At 58.2% G+C, this 26438-nt stretch carries 26 protein-coding genes; 22 read left to right on the top strand and 4 right to left on the bottom strand.

Annotated features, from left to right (window positions below):
* The first annotated feature begins 585 nt into the window (after window positions 1–585).
* The 5 genes from rpmH to mnmE all read left to right on the top strand — a co-directional run bounded on the left by rpmH (window position 586) and on the right by mnmE (window position 4514).
* On the top strand, window positions 586–720 hold the full coding sequence (gene rpmH, locus C4J92_RS26895; protein WP_003213577.1) for a 50S ribosomal protein L34: 135 nt from the start codon (window positions 586–588) through the stop codon (window positions 718–720).
* Window positions 721–733: 13 nt separating this feature from the next.
* Window positions 734–1141 (top strand): ribonuclease P protein component, encoded by a 408-nt coding sequence (rnpA, locus tag C4J92_RS26890; protein WP_372238030.1) that lies wholly within the window; start codon window positions 734–736, stop codon window positions 1139–1141.
* Complete coding sequence (gene yidD / locus C4J92_RS26885; protein ID WP_010207715.1) at window positions 1134–1379, top strand: membrane protein insertion efficiency factor YidD; 246 nt, start codon at window positions 1134–1136, stop codon at window positions 1377–1379. Before rnpA ends, yidD begins: the two co-directional genes overlap by 8 nt.
* A 2-nt stretch (window positions 1380–1381) precedes the next feature.
* Window positions 1382–3064: a membrane protein insertase YidC gene (gene yidC / locus C4J92_RS26880; protein ID WP_124365081.1), complete on the top strand. Its 1683-nt coding sequence runs from the start codon at window positions 1382–1384 to the stop codon at window positions 3062–3064.
* A 79-nt stretch (window positions 3065–3143) separates the two neighbouring features.
* Window positions 3144–4514 carry a tRNA uridine-5-carboxymethylaminomethyl(34) synthesis GTPase MnmE gene (gene mnmE, locus C4J92_RS26875; protein ID WP_124405741.1) on the top strand — a complete coding sequence of 457 codons (1371 nt, stop codon included), beginning with the start codon at window positions 3144–3146 and terminating at the stop codon, window positions 4512–4514.
* Window positions 4515–4522: 8 nt separating this feature from the next.
* Here the strand turns inward: mnmE and C4J92_RS26870 are convergent, their stop codons facing one another.
* The 3 genes from C4J92_RS26870 to C4J92_RS26860 all read right to left on the bottom strand — a co-directional run bounded on the left by C4J92_RS26870 (window position 4523) and on the right by C4J92_RS26860 (window position 8498).
* A complete protein-coding gene (locus C4J92_RS26870; RefSeq protein WP_372238361.1) occupies window positions 4523–6853 on the bottom strand; it encodes a TonB-dependent siderophore receptor in 2331 nt (776 codons plus the stop codon).
* Between the two features lie 194 nt (window positions 6854–7047).
* Complete coding sequence (locus C4J92_RS26865) at window positions 7048–7992, bottom strand: FecR domain-containing protein (RefSeq protein WP_124405739.1); 945 nt, start codon at window positions 7990–7992, stop codon at window positions 7048–7050.
* The gene (locus C4J92_RS26860; protein ID WP_124405738.1) at window positions 7992–8498 is read right to left on the bottom strand and encodes a sigma-70 family RNA polymerase sigma factor; all 507 of its coding nucleotides are present in this window, start codon (window positions 8496–8498) and stop codon (window positions 7992–7994) included. Before C4J92_RS26860 ends, C4J92_RS26865 begins: the two co-directional genes overlap by 1 nt.
* Window positions 8499–9017: 519 nt before the next feature.
* Between C4J92_RS26860 and mnmG the strand changes: the two genes are divergently transcribed.
* The 17 genes from mnmG to C4J92_RS26770 all read left to right on the top strand — a co-directional run bounded on the left by mnmG (window position 9018) and on the right by C4J92_RS26770 (window position 25291).
* Complete coding sequence (mnmG, locus tag C4J92_RS26855; RefSeq protein WP_124405737.1) at window positions 9018–10910, top strand: tRNA uridine-5-carboxymethylaminomethyl(34) synthesis enzyme MnmG; 1893 nt, start codon at window positions 9018–9020, stop codon at window positions 10908–10910.
* Complete coding sequence (gene rsmG / locus C4J92_RS26850) at window positions 10907–11551, top strand: 16S rRNA (guanine(527)-N(7))-methyltransferase RsmG (RefSeq protein WP_124368916.1); 645 nt, start codon at window positions 10907–10909, stop codon at window positions 11549–11551. Before mnmG ends, rsmG begins: the two co-directional genes overlap by 4 nt.
* 18 nt (window positions 11552–11569) lie before the next feature.
* On the top strand, window positions 11570–12367 hold the full coding sequence (locus C4J92_RS26845; protein WP_057725767.1) for a ParA family protein: 798 nt from the start codon (window positions 11570–11572) through the stop codon (window positions 12365–12367).
* A gap of 9 nt (window positions 12368–12376) precedes the next feature.
* Window positions 12377–13249, top strand: coding sequence for a ParB/RepB/Spo0J family partition protein (locus C4J92_RS26840; RefSeq protein WP_124365074.1), 873 nt, complete (start codon window positions 12377–12379; stop codon window positions 13247–13249).
* 160 nt (window positions 13250–13409) lie between these two features.
* Window positions 13410–13817 carry a F0F1 ATP synthase subunit I gene (locus C4J92_RS26835; protein WP_043048220.1) on the top strand — a complete coding sequence of 136 codons (408 nt, stop codon included), beginning with the start codon at window positions 13410–13412 and terminating at the stop codon, window positions 13815–13817.
* 16 nt (window positions 13818–13833) lie between these two features.
* Window positions 13834–14703, top strand: a complete 870-nt coding sequence (atpB, locus tag C4J92_RS26830; RefSeq protein WP_124405736.1) for a F0F1 ATP synthase subunit A — start codon at window positions 13834–13836, stop codon at window positions 14701–14703.
* A 133-nt stretch (window positions 14704–14836) separates the two neighbouring features.
* Entirely contained in the window at window positions 14837–15094 is a 258-nt protein-coding gene (gene atpE, locus C4J92_RS26825) for a F0F1 ATP synthase subunit C (RefSeq protein WP_002555987.1), read from the top strand.
* Window positions 15095–15150: 56 nt separating this feature from the next.
* The gene (locus C4J92_RS26820; protein WP_010565867.1) at window positions 15151–15621 is read left to right on the top strand and encodes a F0F1 ATP synthase subunit B; all 471 of its coding nucleotides are present in this window, start codon (window positions 15151–15153) and stop codon (window positions 15619–15621) included.
* Window positions 15622–15633: 12 nt separating this feature from the next.
* Window positions 15634–16170 (top strand): F0F1 ATP synthase subunit delta, encoded by a 537-nt coding sequence (locus C4J92_RS26815; RefSeq protein WP_124368914.1) that lies wholly within the window; start codon window positions 15634–15636, stop codon window positions 16168–16170.
* A gap of 21 nt (window positions 16171–16191) precedes the next feature.
* Window positions 16192–17736 carry a F0F1 ATP synthase subunit alpha gene (gene atpA, locus C4J92_RS26810; protein WP_003177064.1) on the top strand — a complete coding sequence of 515 codons (1545 nt, stop codon included), beginning with the start codon at window positions 16192–16194 and terminating at the stop codon, window positions 17734–17736.
* Between the two features lie 50 nt (window positions 17737–17786).
* Window positions 17787–18647: a F0F1 ATP synthase subunit gamma gene (atpG, locus tag C4J92_RS26805; protein ID WP_034139931.1), complete on the top strand. Its 861-nt coding sequence runs from the start codon at window positions 17787–17789 to the stop codon at window positions 18645–18647.
* Between the two features lie 27 nt (window positions 18648–18674).
* Window positions 18675–20051, top strand: coding sequence for a F0F1 ATP synthase subunit beta (gene atpD, locus C4J92_RS26800; protein WP_017135118.1), 1377 nt, complete (start codon window positions 18675–18677; stop codon window positions 20049–20051).
* Between the two features lie 44 nt (window positions 20052–20095).
* Window positions 20096–20512 (top strand): F0F1 ATP synthase subunit epsilon, encoded by a 417-nt coding sequence (locus C4J92_RS26795; RefSeq protein WP_015886644.1) that lies wholly within the window; start codon window positions 20096–20098, stop codon window positions 20510–20512.
* Window positions 20513–20635: 123 nt separating this feature from the next.
* A complete protein-coding gene (gene glmU / locus C4J92_RS26785) occupies window positions 20636–22003 on the top strand; it encodes a bifunctional UDP-N-acetylglucosamine diphosphorylase/glucosamine-1-phosphate N-acetyltransferase GlmU (RefSeq protein ID WP_124405735.1) in 1368 nt (455 codons plus the stop codon).
* 228 nt (window positions 22004–22231) lie between these two features.
* Window positions 22232–22999 (top strand): DeoR/GlpR family DNA-binding transcription regulator, encoded by a 768-nt coding sequence (locus tag C4J92_RS26780; RefSeq protein ID WP_124368911.1) that lies wholly within the window; start codon window positions 22232–22234, stop codon window positions 22997–22999.
* A gap of 10 nt (window positions 23000–23009) precedes the next feature.
* Window positions 23010–24842: a glutamine--fructose-6-phosphate transaminase (isomerizing) gene (gene glmS, locus C4J92_RS26775; protein ID WP_124405734.1), complete on the top strand. Its 1833-nt coding sequence runs from the start codon at window positions 23010–23012 to the stop codon at window positions 24840–24842.
* An 83-nt stretch (window positions 24843–24925) separates the two neighbouring features.
* Window positions 24926–25291 (top strand): hypothetical protein, encoded by a 366-nt coding sequence (locus C4J92_RS26770; RefSeq protein WP_124405733.1) that lies wholly within the window; start codon window positions 24926–24928, stop codon window positions 25289–25291.
* Window positions 25292–25504: 213 nt separating this feature from the next.
* On the opposite strand, the gene C4J92_RS26765 is transcribed toward C4J92_RS26770, so the two are convergent.
* Window positions 25505–26437 (bottom strand): phosphatidate cytidylyltransferase, encoded by a 933-nt coding sequence (locus C4J92_RS26765; protein ID WP_124368904.1) that lies wholly within the window; start codon window positions 26435–26437, stop codon window positions 25505–25507.
* Between the last annotated feature and the right edge of the window lies 1 nt (window position 26438).

The following is a 26438-nucleotide window of genomic DNA, read 5'->3' as shown; positions in this document are numbered from 1 at the left end:
GGATATCCCCTAAGTTGAAAGCCGGTGAGGCAAAAACAGCCGCCATTGTAGCGACCAGCCGCCCACTTATCCACATGAAGGTTGCGCACAGGCCATCCAAAATCAACGTCTTATCCTTGAAAAAGACGACCGGCGGTCTGTGAATAAGCTCTGTGGATAACCGCCCCTGAGCTCGTTGCACAAGTGGGGCCGAAAGTCTGTGGGTAACTGGCCTGTGGATAACAAGCCATTCCACACACAGCTTATCCGACAGCGCAGCACAGGCAGAGCACCGTTTCTCCCCCGTGTTGTCATTCTCTGTACATCAGGTGGAATAAGGCCTAAAGGCAGTTATCCACAGCAGATCGCTTCCCTAGCTTTTATAAGCTTTACAGAAAAGCTTTAAATAACTTCCTTCTTTATTTTTATATCTATGCCATCGCTCATGGAAGAGAAGCGGACAGAAAGGCTGACGTGGCCGTCAGAGAACTAATTAAAGGAAAAGCTGGTTGGAAATTGACCTAGAGGCTTGCTTTCTCTAGAATCGCCGGTCTCTTAAAACGGGGGCCATTCCGGCCCGTTGTGGACGAACCAGGTAACAACGCCATGAAACGTACTTTCCAACCAAGCACCATCAAACGCGCCCGTACTCACGGCTTCCGTGCTCGCATGGCTACCAAGAACGGCCGTGCTGTCCTGTCGCGTCGCCGCGCCAAAGGTCGTGCGCGTCTGGCAGTTTGATAATCCGGTACTGGTGGTGAGTCAGGACTTCAGTCGGGAAAAGCGTCTGCTAACCCCCCGGCATTTCAAGGCAGTCTTTGACTCCCCCACCGGCAAGGTTCCGGGGAAAAATCTCCTGCTCCTTGCGCGTAACAACGATCTTGATCACCCCCGTCTCGGGTTGGTGATCGGCAAGAAGAGCGTAAAGCTCTCCGTTGAGCGCAATCGCCTCAAGCGTCTGATGCGCGAATCGTTTCGCCTCCACCAGGACACTCTGGTTGGTTGGGATATTGTTATCGTCGCGCGCAAAGGCTTGGGGGATGTAGAAAACCCCGAATTGATTCAGCATTTCGGCAAGCTCTGGAAACGTCTGGCGCGTACCCACAAACCAGCACCAGCAGTCAGCACCGAAACTGTAGGGGTAGACAGTACCGATGCGTAAACTGGCCCTCGTTCCGATCCAGTTTTATCGCTATGCCATTAGTCCTCTGATGGCCAGCCACTGTCGTTTCTATCCCAGTTGTTCCTGCTACGCGTTAGAGGCCATAGAAAATCATGGTCTTCTGCGCGGTGGCTGGCTGACCTTTCGTCGTTTAGGTCGCTGTCATCCGTGGAATCCCGGTGGTTATGACCCGGTTCCGCCTATCCCTACCTCCCGTTCCTCTTCGATGGCCGAGTAATCATGGATATTAAACGCACGATCCTGATCGTCGCCCTGGCAATCGTGTCCTACGTCATGGTCCTGAAATGGAACCAAGACTATGGCCAGGCTGCCCTGCCGACTCAGAATGTTGCTACCAATCAGGCTGCGCCGGCTATTCCGGACACCCCGCTGGGTAACAATGCGTCCGCGAGTGCCGATGTTCCCAGCGCGAATGGCGAGACAAGTGCCCCGTTAGAAACGCCAGTGGTCACCAACAAAGACCTCATCCACGTGAAAACGGATGTGCTCGACCTGGCTATCGACCCGCAGGGCGGTGATATCGCACAGCTGAAGCTGCCGCTTTATCCACGTCGCCAGGACCACCCGGATGTTCCGTTCCAGCTGTTCGATAACGGCGGTGAACGTACCTATCTGGCGCAAAGCGGCCTGACCGGCACCAATGGTCCGGATGCGCGTGCTACCGGTCGTCCGATTTATTCGACCGAGCAGAAAAGCTATCAACTGGCTGATGGCCAGAACCAGCTGAACGTCGACCTGAAATTCAGCCTCGACGGCGTCAATTACATCAAGCGTTTCAGCTTCACGCGTGGTTTGTACGATCTGAAGGTCACTTACCTGATCGACAACACCAGCGACAAAGCCTGGAGCGGCAACTTGTTTGCCCAGCTCAAGCGTGACGCCAGCTCCGATCCTTCTTCCAGCACCGCCACCGGCACCGCGACTTATCTGGGCGCCGCCCTGTGGACAAGTAACGAGCCGTACAAAAAAGTGTCGATGAAAGACATCGACAAGGGCGCGCTGAAGGAAACCGTTCAAGGTGGCTGGGTAGCCTGGCTGCAGCACTACTTCGTGACTGCATGGATCCCGAACAAAGGTGACGCAAACCTGGTTCAAACCCGCAAGGACAGCCAGGGCAACTACATCATTGGCTTTACTGGCCCGGCGTTGACCGTCGCTCCAGGCGCCAAGGCTGAAACCAGCGCTACCCTGTACGCCGGCCCGAAAAGCCAGGCTGTGCTGAAAGAGTTGTCCCCAGGTCTGGAACTGACTGTGGACTACGGCTTCCTCTGGTTCATTGCCCAGCCGATTTTCTGGTTGTTGCAACATATCCACAGCATTGTGGGTAACTGGGGCTTCTCGATCATTTTCCTGACCATGCTGATCAAGGGGATCTTCTTCCCGCTGTCAGCCGCCAGCTACAAGTCGATGGCGCGCATGCGTGCCGTGGCACCTAAGCTGGCTGCGCTGAAAGAGCAGCATGGTGACGACCGGCAGAAAATGTCGCAGGCCATGATGGAGCTGTACAAGAAAGAGAAGATCAACCCGTTGGGTGGTTGCTTGCCGATTCTGGTGCAGATGCCGGTATTCCTGTCGCTTTACTGGGTACTCCTGGAAAGCGTGGAAATGCGCCAGGCGCCGTTCATGCTGTGGATAACTGACCTGTCGATCAAAGACCCGTTCTTTATCCTGCCGATCATCATGGGCGCGACCATGTTTATCCAGCAGCGCCTGAACCCGACTCCGCCGGATCCGATGCAGGCCAAGGTGATGAAAATGATGCCAATCATCTTCACCTTCTTCTTCCTGTGGTTCCCGGCAGGTCTGGTGCTGTACTGGGTAGTCAACAACGTGTTGTCGATCTCCCAACAGTGGTACATCACACGTAAAATCGAAGCGGCTACCAAAAAAGCCGAGGCGTAATTTACTCTGTGGATAACCACTCAAGACGCCCCCTAGTGGGGCGTTTTGCTTTCTGCCACTTTAATTCTGGAACCTGCTGATGAGCGCTCCTCGTGAAACCATCGCTGCTGTCGCAACCGCTCAAGGTCGCGGCGGCGTCGGAATCGTTCGAATTTCCGGGCCGCTCGCAGGCGTGGCCGCCAAGGCGATCAGTGGGCGCGAGTTGAAGCCGCGGTATGCCCATTACGGCCCGTTTCTGGATGTGGACCAAAGCGTGCTGGATGAGGGCCTGGCGCTGTATTTCCCGGGACCCAACTCCTTCACCGGCGAAGATGTACTGGAACTGCAGGGACACGGTGGCCCGGTCGTATTGGATATGTTGCTGCAGCGCTGCCTGCAGTTGGGCTGCCGCCTGGCCCGTCCGGGGGAGTTCAGCGAGCGTGCGTTCCTTAACGACAAACTCGACCTGGCCCAGGCCGAAGCCATTGCTGACCTGATCGAGGCCAGTTCTGCACAGGCTGCGCGCAACGCATTGCGTTCGTTGCAGGGGGCTTTTTCGCTGCGTGTGCATAACTTGACTGAGCAGTTGATCAGCCTGCGCATCTATGTCGAAGCGGCCATTGATTTCCCTGAAGAGGAAATTGACTTCCTGGCCGATGGCCACGTTCTGGCGATGCTGGATAAAGTCCGCGAGGAGTTATCCACAGTGTTGCGCGAAGCCGGGCAGGGCGCATTGCTGCGTGACGGCATGACCGTGGTGATCGCGGGTCGTCCCAACGCCGGCAAATCCAGCCTGCTTAATGCTTTGGCGGGGCGCGAGGCGGCCATCGTCACCGAAATTGCCGGTACCACGCGGGATATCCTGCGCGAACATATCCACATAGATGGCATGCCGTTGCACGTGGTCGATACGGCCGGATTGCGCGATACCGACGACCAGGTGGAAAAAATCGGCGTAGAACGCGCGCTCAAAGCCATCGGCGAAGCAGATCGAGTTTTATTGGTGGTGGATGCGACGGCCCCCGAGGCTGTGGATCCTTTTGCGTTGTGGCCGGAATTCCTCGAGCAACGGCCAGACCCGGCCAAAGTCACCTTGATCCGTAACAAGGCCGACTTGACCGGTGAGGCCATTGCGATGCAAACCAGCGACGATGGCCATGTGACTATCAGCCTCAGTGCCAAATCGGCAGGGGATGGCCTGGAGTTGCTCCGTGAGCATCTCAAGGCGTGCATGGGCTATGAGCAGACCTCGGAGAGCAGCTTCAGTGCTCGCCGCAGGCATCTGGAGGCGCTTCGCCACGCCAGCGCGGCGTTGGAGCACGGGCGAGCACAGCTGACCCTGGCAGGGGCAGGGGAGCTGCTGGCTGAGGATTTGCGTCAGGCGCAGCAGCTGTTGGGGGAGATTACCGGCGCGTTCAGTTCCGATGATTTGCTCGGGCGAATCTTTTCCAGCTTCTGTATCGGCAAATAGTCACGCGCTTACCAGTTGTAGGACACCGTACCTAGCAAGGTACGGCTGTCGCCCCAATAGCAGCGCCCCGCGTCGTTGCAACCGGCTACGTACTCCTTGTCGAACAGGTTCTTGGCGTTCACATCCACTGACCAGTGCGAATCGATCTGATACCCCACCGCTGCATCCACCAGCGTGACACTTCCAGCATCCAGCTTCCCGTACAGCGTAGGCGCCGTGTAGGAAAAGGTGCTGTCGAAATACCGCACGCCGCCGCCCACAGACAGGCCTTTAAGGTGACCGTCGAGGAAGCGGTATTTGCTCCACACCGAAGCCTGGTTGCGCGGAACGCCGGTCATCTGGTGCCCTTCTACCAAGGAAGTGGCGGAATCCTTGGTAATCCGTGCGTCAGTGTAAGTGTAGGCCGCAGTCACATTCAGGTTTGGCGTAAGGTCGCTGTTGATTTCAACTTCCACACCTTTGGCGCGGCTTTCACCTACCTGGCGATAGCTGTTGGTGGTGGCATCGAGGTAGGTGTCGTCCTGTTTGCGCAAGTCATACACCGACAGGGTCATCGCCGTGTCCCAGCCGATCGGCTCGTACTTCACGCCCACTTCATATTGGCTGCTGGTGATCGGCTTCAACGGTGCGCCGGCGTTGGAGATCTGCTGCACTGGAACGAACGCGGTGGAATAGCTGACATACGGCGTCAGGCCGTTGTCGAACTGGTACATCACGCCACCCTGATAGGTGAATTTCCGGTCCTGGGTGCTGATGTTGCTGGCCTTGTTCACTTTGTCGCGAAAATCGCTGTTGACCCAGTCCTGCCGCCCACCGAGCAGGAACAGCCAGTGGTCGTACTTGCTCTGGATCTGGGCGTACACGCCTTTCATCTGCTGCTCGAGCAAGGTGTTCTGCACAGCGATCGGAGTGAGCGGGTCCCTCAGATACACGGGGTTATACACATTGATGGTACCGGCGAAACCGGCATCCCAATCCTGGTTGAACGAGGTGCGGTCGTAGCTGGCGCCGACCAACACAGTGTTTTCCAGACCGCCAACCTGAAATTTTCCTTCGAGCTGGTTATCCAGGGAATAGACCATGGATTTGTTGTAGCGGTCGTAGGCGGTCATGTTCAGTTGGGTGCCGAAGCCCCGGTTATTCAGCGCGCTCGGCCAGGTTTCATGGCGGTCGATACGTGACTGCATGTACCGCGAGTTCTGGCGGAACTGCCAATCGTCATTGAAGCTGTGGCTGAACTCGTAGCCAGTGCTCCAGGCTTCGCGCTCAAAGGTGTTCCAATCCGGGTCGCCGAGCATGGTGTGCTTGGACAGCTTACCGTTGGGATTAGTGAGTAAGGTGCCCGCAGCGGGTAGGCCAAGTTCCAGATTGGTGTGGTCTTTCTGGTAGTTGGCCAACAGGGTCAGGGTGTTGTAGTCGTCGAAATTCAGGGTCAGGGACGGGGCGATGTAGATACGATCATCCGGTACGTGGTCGGTCTGGGTGTCGGATTTGCGACCAAGCATCACCAGGCGGCCGAGGACATTGTCACTGTCATTGAGCGGCCCGGAGATATCCACACCTACCTGGCGCCGGTTGTTTGAGCCGTACCCCAGTTGCACCTCGCCCTGGGGGTTGGCGGTCGGATGTTTGCTGACCAGGTTGACCAAACCACCCGGCGCGTTTTCACCGTAGAGCAGCGAAGAAGGGCCGCGGAAAACCTCGACGCGCTCCAGGCCATAAGGCTCACTGGTGGTGTCGTACCGATTGCCTTGCACACGTAGGCCATCCCTGAGCAGGCCGTAGCCGTAGTCCGTAGCGTTGAAGCCTCGAATGAAAAACAGATCGCCCGCCAGCCCGTCGCCTGCGGCAAAAGGCGGCGCGAAGATACCAGGTACGTAACCGAGCACTTCGGTCAGTGTCTGTGATTTCTGATCCTTGATACGTTGCCCGGTCACCACCGATACCGAACGAGGCGTCTGCGACAGAGGCGTACTGGTCTTGGTGCCGATACGGCTGTTTTGCGCCTTGTAGCCGACATCCGGCGCAAGTTCCTGACCGAATCCATCGGTTTGATATGCGCTCACGGTCGTCGGTGCGAGGGTGAGCTGGCCTGTTGGTATTGCTTGCAAGCCATAGCTGCCAGGGGCCTGGGCAACGGCTTGCAATCCGGAGTCCTGCAGCAGCAGCGCGAAACCTTGATCCACCGAATAATCGCCATCCAGACCGGAAGTGGTCAGACGCGAAGTCTGTTGGGGCGAAAACGACAGAATCACATTGGCCCTGGCGGCAAACTGGCTCAGCGCACTGTCCAGTGGGCCGGCAGCGATGAGGTAATGTTGCGTCGTACTGGCCGCCATTACCCCTGTGGATAACAACGTACCGCAGGAGGTGGCTAGCAGCAGGCAGTAGGTAAGGGCGCGGCAGGAAAGTCGCTGGCGTAGCTGGGTAGGAAGGCACATAAATGGGTAAGCCCTGAAGGTAGCGTCGTGATTACCTGAAGGGCCGCGCCAGATAAAAAAAAAGATAACCCCCCTGTGGATTATTTTTTCAATCAACCGATTCGGTTGACAGAAACCCAATAGCGCGTGAAGTACTTCACCTGAATCGGCAGGGTGGCCTGCAGGTTGGCCAGTACCGCGTCTGTCGAGTCCAGACGGAACGCTCCGGAAACACGCAGGTCAGCGCAGGCCTGGTCACACTGCAGCAGGCCTGGCCGATAGCGCGCCAGTTCAGCAATGACATCGCCAAGTCTGGCGTCGAGCACGATCAATTGACCGTCGGTCCAAGCTGCTTGTGTGCGGCCATAGTGCTGGGTGGGCCTTATGGCGTGTCGATCAAATTCCGCGCATTCACCCGCACCGAGCGTTCGGCTGTGTCCGGGGTGGTCACCTGGGCAGAGGTTTACCCGGTCTTCCAGAACGCCGACCCGAGTGGAATCCGGGAACTGACGCACGGTAAATCGAGTGCCCAGCGCCTGCACGCGGCCGTGGCGTGTCTCCACGTATAACGGCGGGTACCCGGCCTGCTTCCCGCTGTGGATAAGTACCTCACCCTCCCGCAGGCGGATCAAGCGCTGGCGCGCGTCGAACAGCACATCGATGGCCGTGTCGGTGTTGAGATCAACTTGAGTGCCATCGGCCAGTTCGATTCGCCGATGTTTACCCACAGGCGTTCGGTAGTCAGCCCACACGTTACCCAGGGATGTATGACGTTGAACATTCCAGCCCAGATACCCGGTACCGCCGAGTACCAGCATCCACTTGAGCACTTGGCGGCGTTGTTGCGTGGTGGTCAAGGCGCGCCGCGTGAAGTCCTGGGGCAGGGCGCCGAGGCTGCGCTGCAACTGCTCCAGCTGGCTCCACGCTGCCTGATGGGAAGGGTCCCCGTTGAGCCATTGCTGCCAGGCCTGCCGTTCAGCGGGCGTCGGCGTTTGCGCTTGAAACTGCACGTACCAACTGGCAGCGGCCTCGAATGTCTTGCGATCAGGCGCGGGCATTACAGACTGGCCATGATCAGTGAACACTCGGTCAGCGCACGGATCATGTGTTTCTTCACCGTGGTTAATGACACCTGCAGATCATCGGCGATCTGTTGATAAGTCAGCCCTTCAATCTGCGACAGCATGAAGATTCGCCGTGCACGTTCCCCCAAACCGGCCAGCGCCTTGTCCACAGCCACCAGGGTTTCAATGATGATTGCCTTGTCTTCTTCACTGATGGCGGTGGCTTCAGGGCGCTCGGCCAGGGTTTGTTTATATGCCTGCTCAATGGCGTGCCGGCGATAGCGATCAATCACCAGGCCTCTCGCGATGGTCGCCAGGTAATCCCGTGGTTCGAGGATCTGCACAGCGTCGCGCCCACCCAAAATACGCACGAACGTATCGTGGGCCACATCGGCCGCATCGCAGGCGTTATGCAGCTTGCCTTTGAGCCACCCATGCAACCACGAATGGTGTTGCTCGTAGATGTGCTGCACAGCTGTCGTGTGTGAAGGAGGAGACATAGGCGCGACAAGGTAGGTTAATGATAATCGCTATTATTAACCGCCCTCGTGTTTTCCCACAATAGATGTCTTGAAGCCAAATCTTCGGTTGGAGCCGGCCGTTTCTGTGATTTAAGCCCTGTGAATAACCGCCCTTGGGCCCAGTTGATAACCACGCCTGAAACCTGAGCAAAAACCCCTCTGTGGATAACCATCACTTTAATCCACAGGCTTAAGTCACTTATCCAACCCCCTCATTGGCACATGACCACAACCTTTTGAATCGCTGTACACAACGTAAATAAAGGTCTGCAGAGATCTATCCACAGAAAATGTGCCCAGTAGAAATAAACATAAAAACAAAGATTTAATATATTTCTCTCTTTTAATTTCTATTGTCCGTGATTCATCCACAGCTGGTTAAATTTTGTGCAAAGGGTTCTTTAGGCAGGGCTAAGTCCCTATACTTGCCGCCAAAGCTCTAAAACTCTTTCAACAAACAATTCCTGATTACCTACATAAGCAGGCACGAGGTGCGTGGTGGATTTCCCTTCCCGTTTTGAAGTGATCGTCATCGGCGGCGGTCATGCCGGTACCGAGGCAGCACTGGCGTCAGCGCGCATGGGCGTAAAAACCCTGTTGCTGACGCATAACGTGGAAACCCTCGGCGCCATGAGTTGCAACCCTGCCATCGGAGGCATCGGCAAAAGCCATCTGGTCAAGGAAATCGATGCCCTTGGCGGCGTGATGGCGACGGCTACCGACAAGGGTGGTATTCAATTTCGCGTGCTGAACAGCCGCAAAGGCCCGGCCGTGCGTGCTACCCGCGCACAAGCCGACCGCATTCTGTACAAGGCAGCGGTACGTGAAACCCTGGAAAACCAGCCGAACCTGTGGATATTTCAACAGGCAGCGGACGACCTGATCGTCGAGCAGGACCAGGTACGCGGCGTTGTCACCCAAATGGGCCTGCGTTTCTTCGCAGAATCCGTGGTGTTGACCACCGGTACTTTCCTCGGCGGGCTTATCCACATTGGCATGCAGAACTATTCCGGTGGCCGCGCCGGCGATCCGCCGTCGATTGCCCTGGCAAACCGTCTGCGTGAATTGCCGCTGCGTGTCGGCCGCTTGAAAACCGGGACCCCGCCGCGAATCGACGGGCGTTCTGTGGATTTCTCGGTGATGACCGAACAAGCCGGTGATACACCGATACCGGTCATGTCGTTCATGGGTTCCAAGGCACAGCACCCGAAACAAGTCAGTTGCTGGATCACCCACACCAATGCCCGTACCCACGAAATCATTGCCGCGAACCTCGACCGTTCGCCGATGTACTCCGGGGTGATCGAAGGGATCGGCCCGCGTTATTGCCCGTCGATCGAAGACAAGATCCACCGCTTTGCCGACAAGGAAAGCCACCAAGTCTTCATCGAGCCCGAAGGCTTGACCACCCACGAGCTGTACCCGAACGGAATTTCCACTTCCCTGCCGTTCGACGTACAAATCCAGATCGTGCAATCGATTCGCGGCATGGAAAACGCCCACATCGTTCGCCCTGGCTACGCCATCGAGTACGACTACTTCGATCCGCGTGACCTGAAATACAGCCTGGAAACCAAAGTGATCGGCGGTCTGTTCTTCGCCGGGCAAATCAACGGCACTACCGGTTACGAAGAAGCCGGCGCCCAGGGTTTGCTGGCCGGCACCAACGCTGCATTGCGTGCCCAGGGCAAAGACAGCTGGTGCCCGCGTCGCGATGAAGCGTACATCGGCGTATTGGTCGACGACCTGATCACCCTGGGAACCCAGGAACCGTACCGGATGTTCACGTCCAGGGCGGAATATCGCCTGATCCTGCGCGAAGACAATGCCGATCTGCGCCTGACCGAAAAAGGTCGCGAGCTGGGTTTGGTCGATGACGCACGCTGGGCGGCGTTTTGCAAAAAACGCGAGAGCATCACCCTCGAAGAGCAGCGCCTGAAAAGCACCTGGGTCCGCCCCGGCACTGAACAGGGCGATGCGATCGCCGAAAAATTCGGCACGCCGCTGACTCACGAATACAACTTGCTGAACCTGCTGTCGCGTCCGGAAATCGATTACGCTGGCCTGGTCGAAGTGACCGGCGGCGGCGCAGAAGATCCACAGGTCGCCGAACAGGTGGAAATCAAAACCAAATACGCCGGTTACATTGATCGCCAGCAGGACGAGATCGCCCGCCTGCGCGCCAGTGAAGACACCAAGCTGCCTGTGGATATCGACTACACCGGGATTTCCGGACTGTCGAAGGAAATTCAAAGCAAGCTGGGGATAACTCGGCCGGAAACCCTCGGTCAGGCTTCACGTATCCCCGGCGTCACCCCGGCAGCGATTTCGCTGTTGATGATTCATTTGAAAAAACGCGGCGCGGGCCGTCAGTTGGAGCAAAGCGCTTGAGTTCGTTGGTTACCTCGCAACACGCCGAAGAGTTATCCACAGGTGCGCGCCAGTTGGGCATAGACCTGACCGAAGCCCAGCACGCGTTGCTGATGGGCTACCTGGCCCTGTTGATCAAATGGAACAAGGCTTACAACCTGACTGCGGTGCGTAATCCGGACGAGATGGTCTCGCGCCATTTGCTCGACAGCTTGAGCGTGATGCCGTTTATCGAAAACGGTCGCTGGTTGGACGTCGGCAGCGGCGGCGGCATGCCTGGCATTCCGCTGGCCATCCTGTTTCCAGAGTCACAGGTGACCTGCCTGGACAGCAACGGCAAGAAAACCCGCTTCCTGACCCAGGTCAAACTCGAACTCAAGCTGGACAACCTGCAGGTTATCCACAGTCGCGTCGAAGCCTTTACGCCTGAGCAGCCCTTCAACGGAATTGTTTCCCGGGCGTTCAGCAGCATGGAGAACTTCAGCAACTGGACTCGCCACCTGGGCGACCGCGATACCCGCTGGCTGGCAATGAAGGGCGTCCATCCAAGCGACGAGCTGTTAGCATTGCCGGCAGACTTCCACCTCGATAGCGAACACGCCTTGGCCGTACCCGGTTGCCAAGGCCAACGCCATCTGCTGATACTGCGCCGCACGGCATGATTGGGAACACAAGCAAGAATGGCTAAGGTATTCGCGATAGCGAACCAGAAAGGTGGCGTGGGCAAAACCACCACCTGCATCAACCTCGCAGCATCCCTGGTCGCGACCAAGCGCCGGGTGCTGTTGATCGATCTCGATCCACAGGGCAACGCCACCATGGGTAGCGGTGTGGATAAACACGGCCTGGAAAACTCGGTCTACGACTTGCTGATCGGCGAGTGCGACCTGGGCCAGGCCATGCACTATTCCGAGCATGGCGGTTATCAACTGCTGCCGGCCAACCGCGACCTGACTGCGGCGGAAGTGGTGCTGCTGGAAATGCAGATGAAGGAAAGCCGTCTGCGCAGCGCCCTGGCGCCGATCCGGGAGAACTACGACTACATCCTGATCGACTGCCCGCCGTCGCTGTCGATGCTCACGCTCAACGCCCTGGTTGCCGCCGATGGGGTGATTATCCCCATGCAGTGCGAGTACTTTGCGCTCGAAGGCCTGAGCGACCTTGTGGATAACATCAAGCGTATCGCCGAATTGCTCAACCCGAACCTGAAAGTCGAAGGCCTGCTGCGGACCATGTACGACCCGCGCCTGAGCCTGATGAACGATGTCTCGGCGCAGCTCAAGGAACATTTCGGCGACCAGCTCTACGACACGGTGATTCCACGCAACATTCGCCTGGCCGAAGCGCCAAGCTACGGCATGCCGGCGCTGGCCTACGACAAGTCATCCCGTGGCGCCATTGCCTACCTGGCGCTGGCCGGCGAGATGGTGCGTCGCCAACGTCGCAATTCACGCACCGCTGCAGCCCAGCCAACTTAAGGAATCCCCATGGCCGTCAAAAAACGAGGTCTCGGACGTGGACTGGATGCACTCCTGAGTGGTCCGACCGTCACTTCGCTGGAAGAGCAAGCGGTGCAGGCCGACGAACGTGAGCTGCAGCACTTGCCCCTGGACCTGATCCAGCGCGGCAAATACCAGCCGCGCCGGGACATGGACCCGCAGGCGCTGGAAGAGCTGGCCAACTCGATCAAGGCCCAGGGCGTGATGCAGCCGATCGTGGTGCGCCCCATTGGCAGTGGCCGCTTTGAAATCATCGCCGGCGAACGTCGCTGGCGTGCCAGCCAGCAGGCAGGCAAGGAAACCATCCCGGCGATGGTGCGCGACGTACCGGATGAAACGGCCATCGCCATGGCATTGATCGAAAACATCCAACGTGAAGACCTCAACCCGATCGAGGAAGCCATCGCGTTGCAGCGTTTGCAGCACGAATTCCAGCTGACCCAGCAACAAGTGGCCGATGCGGTGGGTAAATCCCGCGTGACTGTGTCCAACCTGCTGCGTTTGATCGCGCTGCCGGAAGTCATCAAGACCATGTTGTCCCACGGCGACCTGGAAATGGGTCACGCTCGTGCTTTGCTCGGTTTGCCGGAAAATCAACAGGTTGAAGGGGCGCGTCACGTTGTCGCACGCGGGCTTACCGTTCGTCAGACCGAAGCGTTGGTTCGCCAATGGTTGAGCGGCAAACCTGCACCGGTCGAAACTGCCAAACCTGATCCGGATATCGCGCGCCTCGAGCAGCGCCTGGCCGAACGGCTAGGCTCTGCGGTGCAAATTCGCCACGGCAAGAAAGGTAAAGGGCAATTGGTTATCGGATATAACTCCCTCGACGAGCTTCAAGGTGTCCTTGCCCACATCCGTTGAAACATTCGCTGAAACAATTGCTCATGTAGCGCGTGATCGGAAATCACTACCCGGCAGTTGAATAGGGGCAGAACCGCCCCTATACTCTGCGCGCATTTTGTCGGCACAAAGTATGCCAAGTTATTGATTTCCGGCAGCCGACCATTGAGGAGCAAGAGTGATGGAAACCCGCACGCCAAACACGTTGCCGTTCCATCGCTTGGCCGTTTTTCCGGTTCTATTGGCTCAACTTGTCATTTTGCTGATCGCCGCATTGGCGCTTTGGTACTGGCATGGAGTCGTAGCCGGATATTCAGGACTCTGCGGGGGCCTGATAGCCTTGCTGCCCAATATGTATTTTGCTCACAGGGCCTTTCGGTTTTCCGGCGCCCGAGCAGCCCAGGCTATCGTCCGGTCTTTTTATGCCGGCGAGGCGGGGAAACTGATTTTGACGGCAGTGCTGTTTGCACTGACCTTTGCAGGTGTGAAGCCATTGGCGCCGCTGGCTGTATTTGGCGTCTTCGTGTTGACCCAATTGGTCAGCTGGTTCGCTCCCCTGCTAATGAAAACAAGACTTTCGAAACCTTAGGGCGTTTGAGGCAACCATGGCAGAAACAACCGCTTCGGGCTATATCCAGCACCACTTGCAGAACCTGACCTTCGGTCAGCTTCCCAACGGCGGCTGGGGCTTTGCTCACACCGCAGCAGAGGCCAAGGAAATGGGCTTCTTGGCTTTCCACCTGGATACTCTGGGCTGGTCGGTCGCATTGGGCCTGATCTTCGTCCTGATTTTCCGCATGGCGGCAAAAAAGGCGACTTCCGGTCAGCCAGGTGCTTTGCAGAACTTCGTTGAAGTATTGGTCGAATTCGTCGATGGCAGCGTGAAAGACAGCTTCCATGGCCGTAGCCCGGTGATTGCACCGTTGGCACTGACCATCTTCGTCTGGGTGTTCCTGATGAACGCCGTCGACCTGATCCCGGTCGACTGGATTCCTCAGCTGGCCATCCTGATCTCCGGCGACGCGCACATTCCATTCCGTGCCGTATCGACCACAGACCCGAACGCTACCCTGGGCATGGCCCTGTCGGTATTCGCGTTGATCATTTTCTACAGCATCAAGGTCAAGGGCATCGGCGGTTTCATCGGCGAGCTGACCCTGCACCCGTTCGGCAGCAAGAACATCTTCGTTCAAGCCCTGCTGATCCCGGTGAACTTCCTGCTGGAATTCGTGACCCTGGTCGCCAAGCCGATTTCCCTGGCCTTGCGACTGTTCGGCAACATGTATGCCGGCGAGCTGGTATTCATTCTGATCGCTGTGATGTTCGGCAGCGGTCTGCTCTGGCTTAGCGGCCTGGGCATCGTTCTGCAGTGGGCGTGGGCTGTGTTCCACATCCTGATCATCACCCTGCAGGCCTTCATCTTCATGATGCTGACCATCGTCTACCTGTCGATGGCGCACGAAGAGAACCATTAAGGCCAGTCTCGACTAGTCTGATGTCCTTCCCGGTGAAACGGGAAGGTGGCCCTCCAGGGCTATGAAACGATTTGTTTTACCGCTTTAAAATCTAAAAAACCTAAACCATACGACGTAAAAGTCGGGAGGAAAGATGGAAACTGTAGTTGGTCTAACCGCTATCGCTGTTGCACTGTTGATCGGCCTGGGCGCCCTGGGTACTGCCATTGGTTTCGGCCTGCTGGGCGGCAAATTCCTGGAAGGCGCAGCGCGTCAACCAGAAATGGTTCCAATGCTGCAAGTTAAAATGTTCATCGTTGCCGGCCTGCTCGACGCCGTAACCATGATCGGCGTTGGTATCGCCCTGTTCTTCACCTTCGCGAACCCCTTCGTTGGTCAACTCGCTGGCTAATCACTCGAAGTTTCGAGTGATTAGGGTGATGGACAACGAATGAGCGAGGTGTTGGCGTGAACATTAATGCAACCCTGATTGGCCAATCCGTTGCGTTCTTCATTTTTGTAGTGTTTTGCATGAAGTTCGTGTGGCCTCCGGTCATCGCGGCTTTGCACGAACGTCAGAAGAAGATCGCGGATGGTTTGGACGCTGCCAGCCGTGCAGCTCGCGACCTGGAGTTGGCCCAAGAGAAAGTGGGTCTTCAACTGCGCGAAGCTAAAGCACAGGCAGCCGAGATCATTGAGCAAGCCAAGAAGCGCGGTAACCAGATCGTCGAAGAGGCTGTTGAAAAAGCCCGCGTCGAAGCTGACCGTGTAAAGGCTTCGGCTCATGCCGAGATCGAACAGGAACTGAACGGCGTCAAAGACGCGCTGCGTGCCCAACTGGGTGCGCTGGCGGTCGGCGGTGCCGAGAAGATCCTCGGTGCCACAATCGATCAAAACGCGCACGCGGAGCTGGTTAATAAACTGGCTGCTGAAATTTAAGCGAGGGCGATCATGGCAGAACTGACCACGTTGGCCCGACCTTACGCTAAGGCAGCCTTCGAGCACGCCCAGGCCCACCAGCAGCTGGCCTCTTGGTCAGCCATGCTCGGCCTGGCTGCAGCAGTGTCGCAAGACGACACCATGCAGCGCGTGCTCAAGGCCCCGCGCCTGACGAGCGCAGACAAGGCCGCCACTTTTATTGAAGTGTGCGGCGACAAGTTTGATGTGAAGGTGCAGAACTTCATCCACGTCGTTGCCGAAAACGACCGTCTCCCGCTATTGCCGGAGATCGCCGCTCTGTTCGACCTGTACAAGGCCGATGCAGAGAAATCGGTAGACGTTGAAGTGACCAGTGCTTTTGCATTGAACCAAGAACAGCAAGACAAACTCGCCAAGGTTCTCAGTGCACGACTCAATCGGGAAGTGCGCCTGCAAGCTTCGGAGGACGCATCCCTGATTGGTGGTGTCGTTATCCGTGCCGGCGACCTGGTTATCGATGGCTCGATTCGCGGCAAAATCGCGAAACTTGCCGAAGCATTGAAATCTTGAGTTTGAAGGGGCAGCAGAGCAATGCAGCAACTCAATCCTTCCGAAATAAGTGAAATTATCAAGGGCCGCATCGACAAGCTCGATGTGACCTCCCAAGCCCGTAACGAAGGCACTGTCGTCAGCGTATCTGACGGCATCGTGCGGATTCACGGTCTGGCCGACGTTATGTACGGCGAGATGATCGAGTTTCCGGGCGGCGTCTACGGTATGGCCCTCAACCTGGAGCAAGACTCCGTAGGTGCCGTTGTATTGGGCGCGTACACCAGTCTGGCCGAAGGCATGAGCGCCAAGTGCACAGGCCGCATCCTGGAAGTTCCGGTAGGTAAGGAACTGCTGGGCCGCGTCGTCGACGCACTGGGTAACCCTGTTGACGGTAAAGGTCCACTGGGCAACACCGAGACCGACGCGGTCGAGAAAGTTGCTCCAGGCGTGATCTGGCGTAAGTCGGTAGACCAGCCTGTACAGACTGGCTACAAGGCTGTCGATGCCATGATTCCGGTCGGCCGTGGCCAGCGTGAGCTGATCATCGGTGACCGTCAGATCGGTAAAACCGCTCTGGCGATCGACGCGATCATCAACCAGAAGAACAGCGGCATTTTCTGCGTCTACGTAGCGATCGGTCAGAAGCAATCGACCATCGCCAACGTGGTTCGCAAGCTGGAAGAAAACGGCGCCCTGGCCAACACGATCATCGTGGCTGCCAGTGCTTCGGAATCTCCTGCGCTGCAATTCCTGGCACCGTACTCCGGTTGCACCATGGGTGAATTCTTCCGCGACCGCGGTGAAGACGCGCTGATCGTTTATGACGATCTGTCCAAGCAAGCAGTGGCTTACCGCCAGATTTCCCTGCTGCTGCGCCGTCCACCAGGCCGTGAAGCCTACCCAGGCGACGTGTTCTATCTCCACTCCCGTCTGCTGGAGCGCGCATCCCGCGTTTCCGAAGAGTACGTAGAGAAGTTCACCAACGGCGCAGTGACCGGCAAAACCGGTTCCCTGACCGCACTGCCGATCATCGAAACCCAGGCTGGCGACGTTTCCGCGTTCGTTCCGACCAACGTGATTTCCATCACCGACGGTCAGATCTTCCTGGAATCGGCCATGTTCAACTCAGGCATCCGTCCTGCAGTGAACGCCGGTGTTTCGGTATCCCGTGTTGGTGGTGCCGCTCAGACCAAGATCATCAAGAAGCTCTCCGGTGGTATCCGTACCGCTCTGGCTCAGTACCGTGAACTGGCGGCATTCGCCCAGTTCGCGTCTGACCTGGACGAAGCGACCCGTAAGCAACTTGAGCATGGTCAGCGCGTTACCGAGCTGATGAAGCAGAAGCAATACGCCCCGATGTCGATCGCTGACATGGCGTTGTCGCTGTATGCCGCTGAGCGTGGGTTCCTGACCGACGTTGAAATCGCCAAGGTCGGCAGCTTTGAACAAGCGCTGATTGCTTACTTCAACCGCGATCACGCCGAATTGATGGCGAAGATCAACGTGAAGGGTGACTTCAATGACGATATCGACGCTGGCATGAAAGCCGGTATCGAGAAGTTCAAGGCCACCCAAACCTGGTAAGCCGCAGCGGGAGCCGCAAGGCTCCCGCTTGCTAACCTGATAGGTGTTACATGGCAGGCGCAAAAGAGATTCGCAGTAAGATTGCGAGCATCAAAAGCACGCAAAAGATTACCAGCGCCATGGAAAAAGTGGCGGTCAGCAAAATGCGCAAGGCACAAATGCGCATGGCAGCCAGCCGTCCTTATGCGGAACGTATCCGCCAGGTAATTGGGCATCTGGCCAACGCCAACCCGGAATACCGCCACCCGTTCATGATCGAGCGCGAAGTCAAGCGCGTCGGTTATGTGGTAGTGAGCAGTGACCGTGGTTTGTGCGGTGGCCTGAATACCAACCTGTTCAAGGCCCTGGTCAAGGACATGGCGGTAAACCGCGAAAAAGGCGTCGAGATCGATCTGTGTGTTGTTGGTAGCAAGGGTGCGGCCTTTTTCCGCAACTTCGGCGGTAACGTCGTTGCAGCTATCAGCCACCTGGGTGAAGAGCCGTCGATCAATGACTTGATCGGCAGTGTGAAGGTGATGCTGGATGCGTACCTGGAAGGCCGGATTGACCGCCTGTCCGTGGTATCCAACAAATTCATCAACACCATGACCCAGCAGCCAACCGTGGAGCAATTGATTCCACTGGTGGCGACTCCGGATCAGGAACTCAAGCACCACTGGGACTACCTCTACGAACCAGACGCCAAAGAGCTGCTTGACGGCTTGATGGTGCGCTACGTGGAGTCGCAGGTGTACCAGGCGGTGGTCGAGAACAACGCAGCTGAACAAGCGGCGCGGATGATCGCGATGAAAAACGCTACCGATAACGCCGGTGATCTGATCAGCGATTTGCAGCTGATCTACAACAAGGCGCGTCAGGCTGCGATCACCCAAGAGATCTCGGAAATCGTCGGCGGCGCTGCCGCGGTTTAACGGTTCAAATATTCAGAGGATCCAGCTATGAGTAGCGGACGTATCGTTCAAATCATCGGCGCCGTTATCGACGTGGAATTCCCACGCGACAGCGTACCGAGCATCTACAACGCGCTGAAAGTACAAGGCGCGGAAACTACTCTGGAAGTTCAGCAGCAGCTGGGCGACGGCGTAGTTCGTACCATTGCGATGGGTTCCACCGAAGGCTTGAAGCGCGGTCTGGACGTTGTCGACACTGGCGCAGCCATCTCCGTACCGGTCGGTAAAGCGACCCTGGGCCGGATCATGGACGTACTGGGCAACCCGATCGACGAAGCTGGCCCGATCGACACCGAAGAGCGCTGGGGCATTCACCGTCCAGCACCTTCGTTCGCCGAGCAAGCGGGCGGCAACGACCTGCTGGAAACCGGCATCAAGGTTATCGACCTGGTTTGCCCGTTCGCCAAGGGCGGTAAAGTCGGTCTGTTCGGTGGTGCCGGTGTAGGCAAGACCGTAAACATGATGGAACTGATCCGTAACATCGCCATCGAGCACAGCGGTTATTCCGTGTTCGCCGGTGTGGGTGAGCGTACCCGTGAGGGTAACGACTTCTACCACGAGATGAAGGACTCCAACGTTCTGGACAAAGTGGCACTGGTTTACGGTCAGATGAACGAGCCGCCGGGCAACCGTCTGCGCGTAGCCCTGACCGGCCTGACCATGGCCGAGAAGTTCCGTGACGAAGGTAACGACGTTCTGCTGTTCGTCGACAACATCTATCGTTACACCCTGGCCGGTACTGAAGTATCCGCACTGCTCGGCCGTATGCCGTCGGCAGTAGGTTACCAGCCGACCCTGGCTGAAGAGATGGGCGTTCTGCAAGAACGTATCACTTCGACCAAGGAAGGTTCGATCACCTCGATCCAAGCGGTATACGTACCTGCGGATGACTTGACCGACCCGTCGCCAGCCACCACCTTCGCCCACTTGGACGCCACCGTCGTTCTGTCCCGTGACATCGCTTCCCTGGGTATCTACCCAGCGGTCGATCCACTCGACTCGACTTCGCGCCAGCTGGACCCGAACGTGATCGGCCAGGAGCACTACGACACCGCTCGCGGCGTTCAGTACGTGCTGCAGCGCTACAAAGAACTGAAGGACATCATTGCGATCCTGGGTATGGACGAGCTGTCGGAAGCCGACAAGCAGTTGGTAAACCGTGCTCGTAAGATCCAGCGTTTCTTATCGCAGCCGTTCTTCGTGGCTGAAGTCTTCACCGGTGCCTCGGGTAAATACGTTTCCCTGAAAGACACCATTGCTGGCTTCAAAGGCATCCTCAACGGTGACTACGACCACCTGCCAGAACAAGCGTTCTACATGGTCGGCGGCATCGAAGAAGCGATCGAGAAAGCCAAGAAACTGTAATCCTGGCGCCCGGAAACGGGCGCTCATCAGGTTGAGGCAATCAGATGGCTATGACAGTCCATTGCGATATCGTCAGCGCGGAAGGGGAAATCTTCTCCGGTCTGGTAGAAATGGTGATTGCACACGGCGACCTGGGTGACCTGGGTATTGCCATGGGCCACGCGCCGTTGATCACCAGCTTGAAGCCAGGTCCGATCACTCTGACCAAGCAAGGCGGGGAAAAGGAGGTGTTCTACATCTCCGGCGGTTTCCTCGAGGTTCAGCCGAACATGGTCAAGGTACTTGCCGACACCGTGCAACGTGCTGGCGACCTGGATGAAGCCTCCGCTCAGGAAGCCGTAAAGGCTGCCGAGAAGGCGCTGAACGAAAAAGGCGCAGACTTCGACTACAGCGCTGCTGCAGTCCGTCTGGCCGAGGCCGCAGCCCAGCTGCGGACGCTCCAGCAGATCCGCAAGAAGTAAGCGGCGTTGCCGTTACGCTTCACGCGTGATTGATTAAAAAGGGTAGCCTCGGCTACCCTTTTTCTTTTTTTGCAAAACACTTCTTTGGTCTGAAGCCGGACCGCCCAGGATTGGTAGCCATTCATGTCTCTTGAAATCGTAATTCTCGCCGCTGGCCAGGGCACCCGCATGCGCTCGGCCCTGCCCAAGGTGCTGCACCCGGTCGCAGGCAATTCCATGCTTGGCCATGTTATCCACAGTGCCCGGCAGTTGGACCCGCAACGCATTCACGTCGTCATCGGGCACGGTGCGGATGTGGTACGTGAGCGTCTGGCCGCCGACGACTTGAATTTCGTCTTGCAGGACAAGCAACTGGGCACCGGCCATGCCACCGCGCAAGCGGTGCCGTTCATCACCGCTGACACCGTGCTGATCCTGTACGGTGATGTGCCGCTGATCGAAGTGGAAACCCTGCAACGCCTGCTCAAGCATGTGGTGCCTGGCCAGATGGGCCTGCTCACCGTCGAGCTGGACGACCCCACCGGCTACGGGCGCATCGTGCGTGACGCCGAGGGCAAGGTCGCGGCTATCGTCGAGCACAAGGACGCCAGTGAAGCCCAGCGCGCCATCACCGAAGGCAACACCGGGATTCTCGCGGTGCCAGCCAATCGCCTCGCCGACTGGATGAGCCGCTTGTCCAACAACAACGCCCAAGGCGAGTACTACCTCACCGACGTCATCGAGATGGCGGTCAGTGACGGCCTGGTGGTCGCCACCGAACAGCCCCACGACCCGATGGAAGTGCAGGGCGCCAACGACCGTAAGCAACTGGCCGAGTTGGAGCGCCACTATCAGCTGCGTGAAGGCCGCCGTCTGATGATCCAGGGCGTAACCCTGCGTGACCCGGCGCGTTTCGATGTACGCGGTGAAGTGACCGTGGGCCGCGACGTGCTGATCGACATCAACGTGATCCTCGAAGGCCGTGTGATCATCGAAGACGACGTAGTGATCGGCCCGAACTGCGTGATCAAGGACAGCACGCTGCGCAAAGGTGTCGTGGTCAAGGCCAACAGTCATATCGACGGCGCGGTAATGGGCGAGGGCAGCGATGCGGGTCCGTTTGCGCGGCTTCGTCCTGGCAGCGTGCTGGAAGCCAAGGCCCATGTGGGTAACTTTGTCGAACTGAAAAATGCTCACCTGGGCGAAGGCGCCAAGGTTGGGCATCTCACCTACCTGGGTGATGCGGTGATCGGTGCGCGCACCAACGTTGGCGCTGGCACGATCACCTGTAACTACGACGGCGCCAATAAGCACCAGACCACCATTGGTGAGGACGTATTCATCGGCTCCAACAACTCGCTGGTCGCACCCGTCACTATCGGCGATGGTTCCAACACCGCTGCCGGCTCAACCATCAACCAGGATGTGGATAAGTCCCAACTGGCAGTCGCCCGCGCACGCCAGCGCAACATCGACGGCTGGAAGCGCCCGGTCAAAATCAACAAGACCTGAGTTATCCACAGCTCCAGCAGCAGTGATATCCAAATGTGGGAGGGGGCTTGCCCCCGATAGCGGTGGTCCAGTCGATGTAGAAGTTGACTGATCTGCCGCCATCGGGAGCAAGCCCCCTCCCACATTTGTTCTTGTACAGCTTAAAAAATGAGGTGTACCGCTTGACGATCTTTCGCTAATAGGTTTTGATTGCCTTCGTTATCTTTCGAACCGAAACTTATCATCGTCATGTCGAAACGAAATACCCCCCAACGTCGCCACAACATCCTGACCTTGCTCAATGAACAGGGCGAAGTCAGCGTGGACGAACTGGCCAAGCGTTTCGAAACTTCGGAGGTGACCATCCGCAAGGACCTGGCCGCCCTCGAAAGCAATGGCCTGCTCCTGCGCCGCTACGGTGGCGCGATTACCATGCCTCAGGAATTGGTGGGCGACGCGGCTCAACCGGTCTCGGCCTACAAGCGCGCCATCGCCCGTGCGGCCGTGGCGCGGTTACGTGAGCACGCGCGCATCATCATCGACAGCGGCAGCACCACCGCCGCGATGATCCCTGAACTGGGCCATCAACCCGGCCTGGTGGTCATGACCAATTCCCTGAACGTGGCCCGCGCCTTGAGCGAGCTGGAGCATGAACCGGTGCTGCTGATGACCGGCGGCACCTGGGACCCGCATTCGGACTCGTTCCAGGGCCAGGTCGCCGAGCAAGTACTGCGCTCCTACGACTTCGATCAACTGTTCATCGGCGCCGACGGCATCGATCTGCAGCGCGGTACCACCACGTTCAACGAGTTATTGGGCCTGAGCCGCGTTATGGCTGAGGTCGCTCGCGAAGTGGTGGTGATGGTCGAATCCGACAAGATCGGCCGCAAGATTCCCAACCTGGAACTGCCCTGGAGCAGCGTCCATACCCTTATCACTGATGATCGCCTGCCGCTTGAGGCCCGCGACCAGATCCAAGCCCGCGGCATTACGCTGATATGCGCGGCAGTCATCTAGGAGAAATACCATGTGTGGAATTGTTGGCGCAGTCGCCGAACGTAACGTAACTGCCATCCTGCTCGAAGGCCTCAAGCGCCTGGAATACCGCGGCTATGACAGCGCCGGTGTGGCCGTCTTCACCAACGCCGGCAAGCTCGAGCGTATGCGCCGTCCGGGCAAAGTCAGCGAGTTGGACCAGGCCCTGGCCGGCGAGCCGCTGGTTGGGCGCCTGGGTATCGCCCACACCCGCTGGGCCACCCACGGTGCGCCGTGCGAGCGTAACGCTCACCCACACTTCTCGGGTGACCTGGCGGTGGTGCACAACGGCATCATCGAAAACCACGAAGCACTGCGCGAACAACTCAAGGGCCTGGGCTATGTGTTCACGTCGGACACCGACACCGAAGTCATCGCCCACCTGCTCAACCACAAGCTCAAGGACCACAGCGACCTGACCACCGCCCTCAAGGCCACGGTCAAGGAACTGCACGGCGCCTACGGCCTGGCCGTGATCAGCGCCAGCCAGCCTGACCGCCTGGTTGCCGCACGCAGCGGCAGCCCATTGGTGATCGGCCTGGGCCTGGGGGAAAACTTCCTGGCCTCCGACCAACTCGCCTTGCGCCAGGTCACCGACCGCTTCATGTACCTGGAAGAAGGCGACATCGCCGACATCCGCCGTGAAAGCGTGCAGATCTGGGACGTGAACGGCCAGTCCGTCGAGCGCGAAGCCGTGCAATACCGCGACGGTGCCGAAGCCGCCGACAAGGGCGAGTTCCGCCACTTCATGCTCAAGGAAATCCACGAGCAGCCGTCTGTGGTGCAGCGCACCCTGGAAGGTCGCCTGAGCCAGAACCAAGTGCTGGTCAACGCCTTCGGCCCACAAGCCGCCGAGCTGTTCGCCAAAGTGCGCAACGTGCAGATCGTCGCCTGCGGCACCAGCTACCACGCCGGCATGGTTGCGCGTTATTGGCTGGAAGAACTGGCCGGCATCCCGTGCCAGGTCGAAGTCGCCAGCGAATTCCGCTACCGCAAGGTGGTGGTGCAGCCAGACACCCTGTTCGTGACCATCTCCCAGTCCGGCGAAACCGCCGACACCCTGGCCGCCCTGCGCAATGCCAAAGAGCTGGGCTTCCTCGCCAGCCTGGCAATCTGCAACGTCAGCATCAGCTCCCTGGTGCGTGAATCCGACCTGACCCTGCTGACCCAGGCCGGTCGCGAAATCGGCGTAGCGTCGACCAAAGCCTTCACCACCCAGCTGGTGGGCCTGTTGCTGCTGACCTTGTCCCTCGGCCAAGTGCGCGGCACCCTGGCCGAAGGCATTGAAGCCACCCTGGTGGAAGAACTGCGCCGCCTGCCGACCCGCCTGGGTGAAGCCCTGGCCATGGACAGCACCGTGGAAAAAGTCGCCGAGCTGTTTGCCGACAAAAACCACACCCTGTTCCTCGGCCGTGGCGCGCAGTACCCAGTGGCGATGGAAGGTTCGCTCAAGCTCAAGGAAATCTCGTACATCCACGCCGAAGCCTACCCGGCCGGCGAGCTGAAACACGGCCCGTTGGCCCTAGTGGATGACGACATGCCGGTGGTCACCGTGGCGCCGAACAATGAGCTGCTGGAAAAGCTCAAGTCCAATCTGCAGGAAGTGCGCGCCCGTGGCGGCCAACTGATCGTGTTTGCCGACGAAAAGGCCGGCATGACCAACGGTGAAGGCACTCACGTCATCAACATGCCGCACATTCACGACACCCTGTCGCCGATCCTCTACACCATCCCGCTGCAGTTGCTGTCGTACTACGTTGCCGTGCTTAAAGGCACCGACGTTGATCAGCCGCGCAACCTGGCGAAGTCGGTGACGGTGGAGTAAGCCTCACTGACGTACCCAAAAAGGGGCTGTTTTCAACAGCCCCTTTTTACGTTCTGGATCTCGCCTGAATCGAGGCTCTCTTCATGCAAACCCCCGCTGCCAACGTCCATGCTCGTCTGCACAACCGTCAGTTCGTGGTCGCGAGCAACGCCCACGGACTGTCCGGTACCGGCACCGTGTTTCATTATCAAGTTGAAGATGGCGCGATTTCGAGCACGTATCAAGGTGGTCGGATTCGCCTGGGCACGCAGGTCGGGCGGGTGACCGGTCCCGACACCATCGAGTTGTTGTATCAGTGCCTGACCCTGGAAGGGGAGCTGCTCGCTGGCTGGTCACGTGGCACGGTAGGCGCGGATCACGCCGGGCGCACGACGCTGCGTTTCGTCTGGGGCTGGTTGTCGGGTGCGACGGGCGGCGGGGAGTCTAACTATGTTGAAAACACCGCCTAGCGGTGCTGCGATTTCTGGCTGGTCTGCACCGCAGAATGGGACGCCGAGCCAGGAGCATCGGTTTCCAGACTTGCCTGAACCTGGAAGGCACCACAAAACCAAGGTGAGAGGGGGCTTGCCCCCGATTGCGGTGTATCAGCAACCTATTTGGTGACTGTCACTCTGCTATCGGGGGCAAGCCCCCTCCCACATTTTGTGCTTTGTTGGTCTGGTTCAGGTCCACCAATAACGCACCAGGTGGAAGAAGATCGGCGCCGCAAAGCACACCGAATCCAGCCGATCCAGCATGCCGCCGTGCCCTTCGATCATGTGCCCCCAATCCTTCACGCCGCGATCGCGTTTGATCGCCGACATCACGATGCCGCCGGCAAAGCCCAGCAGGTTGATCAACAGCGCGATCAAAAACGACTGCCAGGGATTGAACGGCGTGGTCCACCACAGCGCGGCACCGATCAGGGAGGACAGCAGGATCCCGCCGACAAAACCTTCCACGGTTTTGGACGGCGAGAGGTTGGGCGCGATCTTGTGTTTGCCGAACAGCTTGCCGCACACGTACTGCAACACGTCCGACAGTTGCACCACGATCACCAGGTAGGCGATCAGCAGCAGGTTGCGGCCTTCATAACCCGGGATGTCCAGGGTCAGCAACGCCGGCACGAACGACACGCAGAATACTGCGATCATCAGGCCCCATTGCACCTTGGATGCGCGCTCCAGGAAGTGGGTGCTGTCGCCGCCCAGGGAGGCGAGTATCGGCAGCAGCAGGAACACGTAGACCGGGATGAAGATCGAGAACAGTCCGTACCAGTCGGCGTAGATCAGCACGTACTGCAGCGGGAGGGCGAGGTAGAACGCCGCTACCAGGGCCGGGTAGTCGCTGCGCCGGGTCGGCGTGAGGGTGAGAAATTCGCGCAAGGCATAGAAGGACACCGCATAGAACAGCAGGATCACTGCGCCGGTGCCGAGCCAGAAGGCGACACCGATCACCACCACCATCACCCACCAGGCGTTGATGCGGGCGTTGAGGTTGTCGATCACCGCGTTGGGGGTGCCACGGGTGCGCAGCTTCAGGATCAGGCCGATCAGCGAGGCGGTGACCAGAATCGCGCCGATCCCGCCGAATAACATCAAGGTCTGGCTATCCATC

It is taken from the genome of Pseudomonas sp. R3-18-08 (assembly GCF_003852065.1).
In the GTDB taxonomy this organism is placed as follows: Bacteria; Pseudomonadota; Gammaproteobacteria; order Pseudomonadales; family Pseudomonadaceae; genus Aquipseudomonas.
Note: the sequence above shows the minus strand (reverse complement) of the source record. Positions and strands in the feature narration are given on the sequence as shown.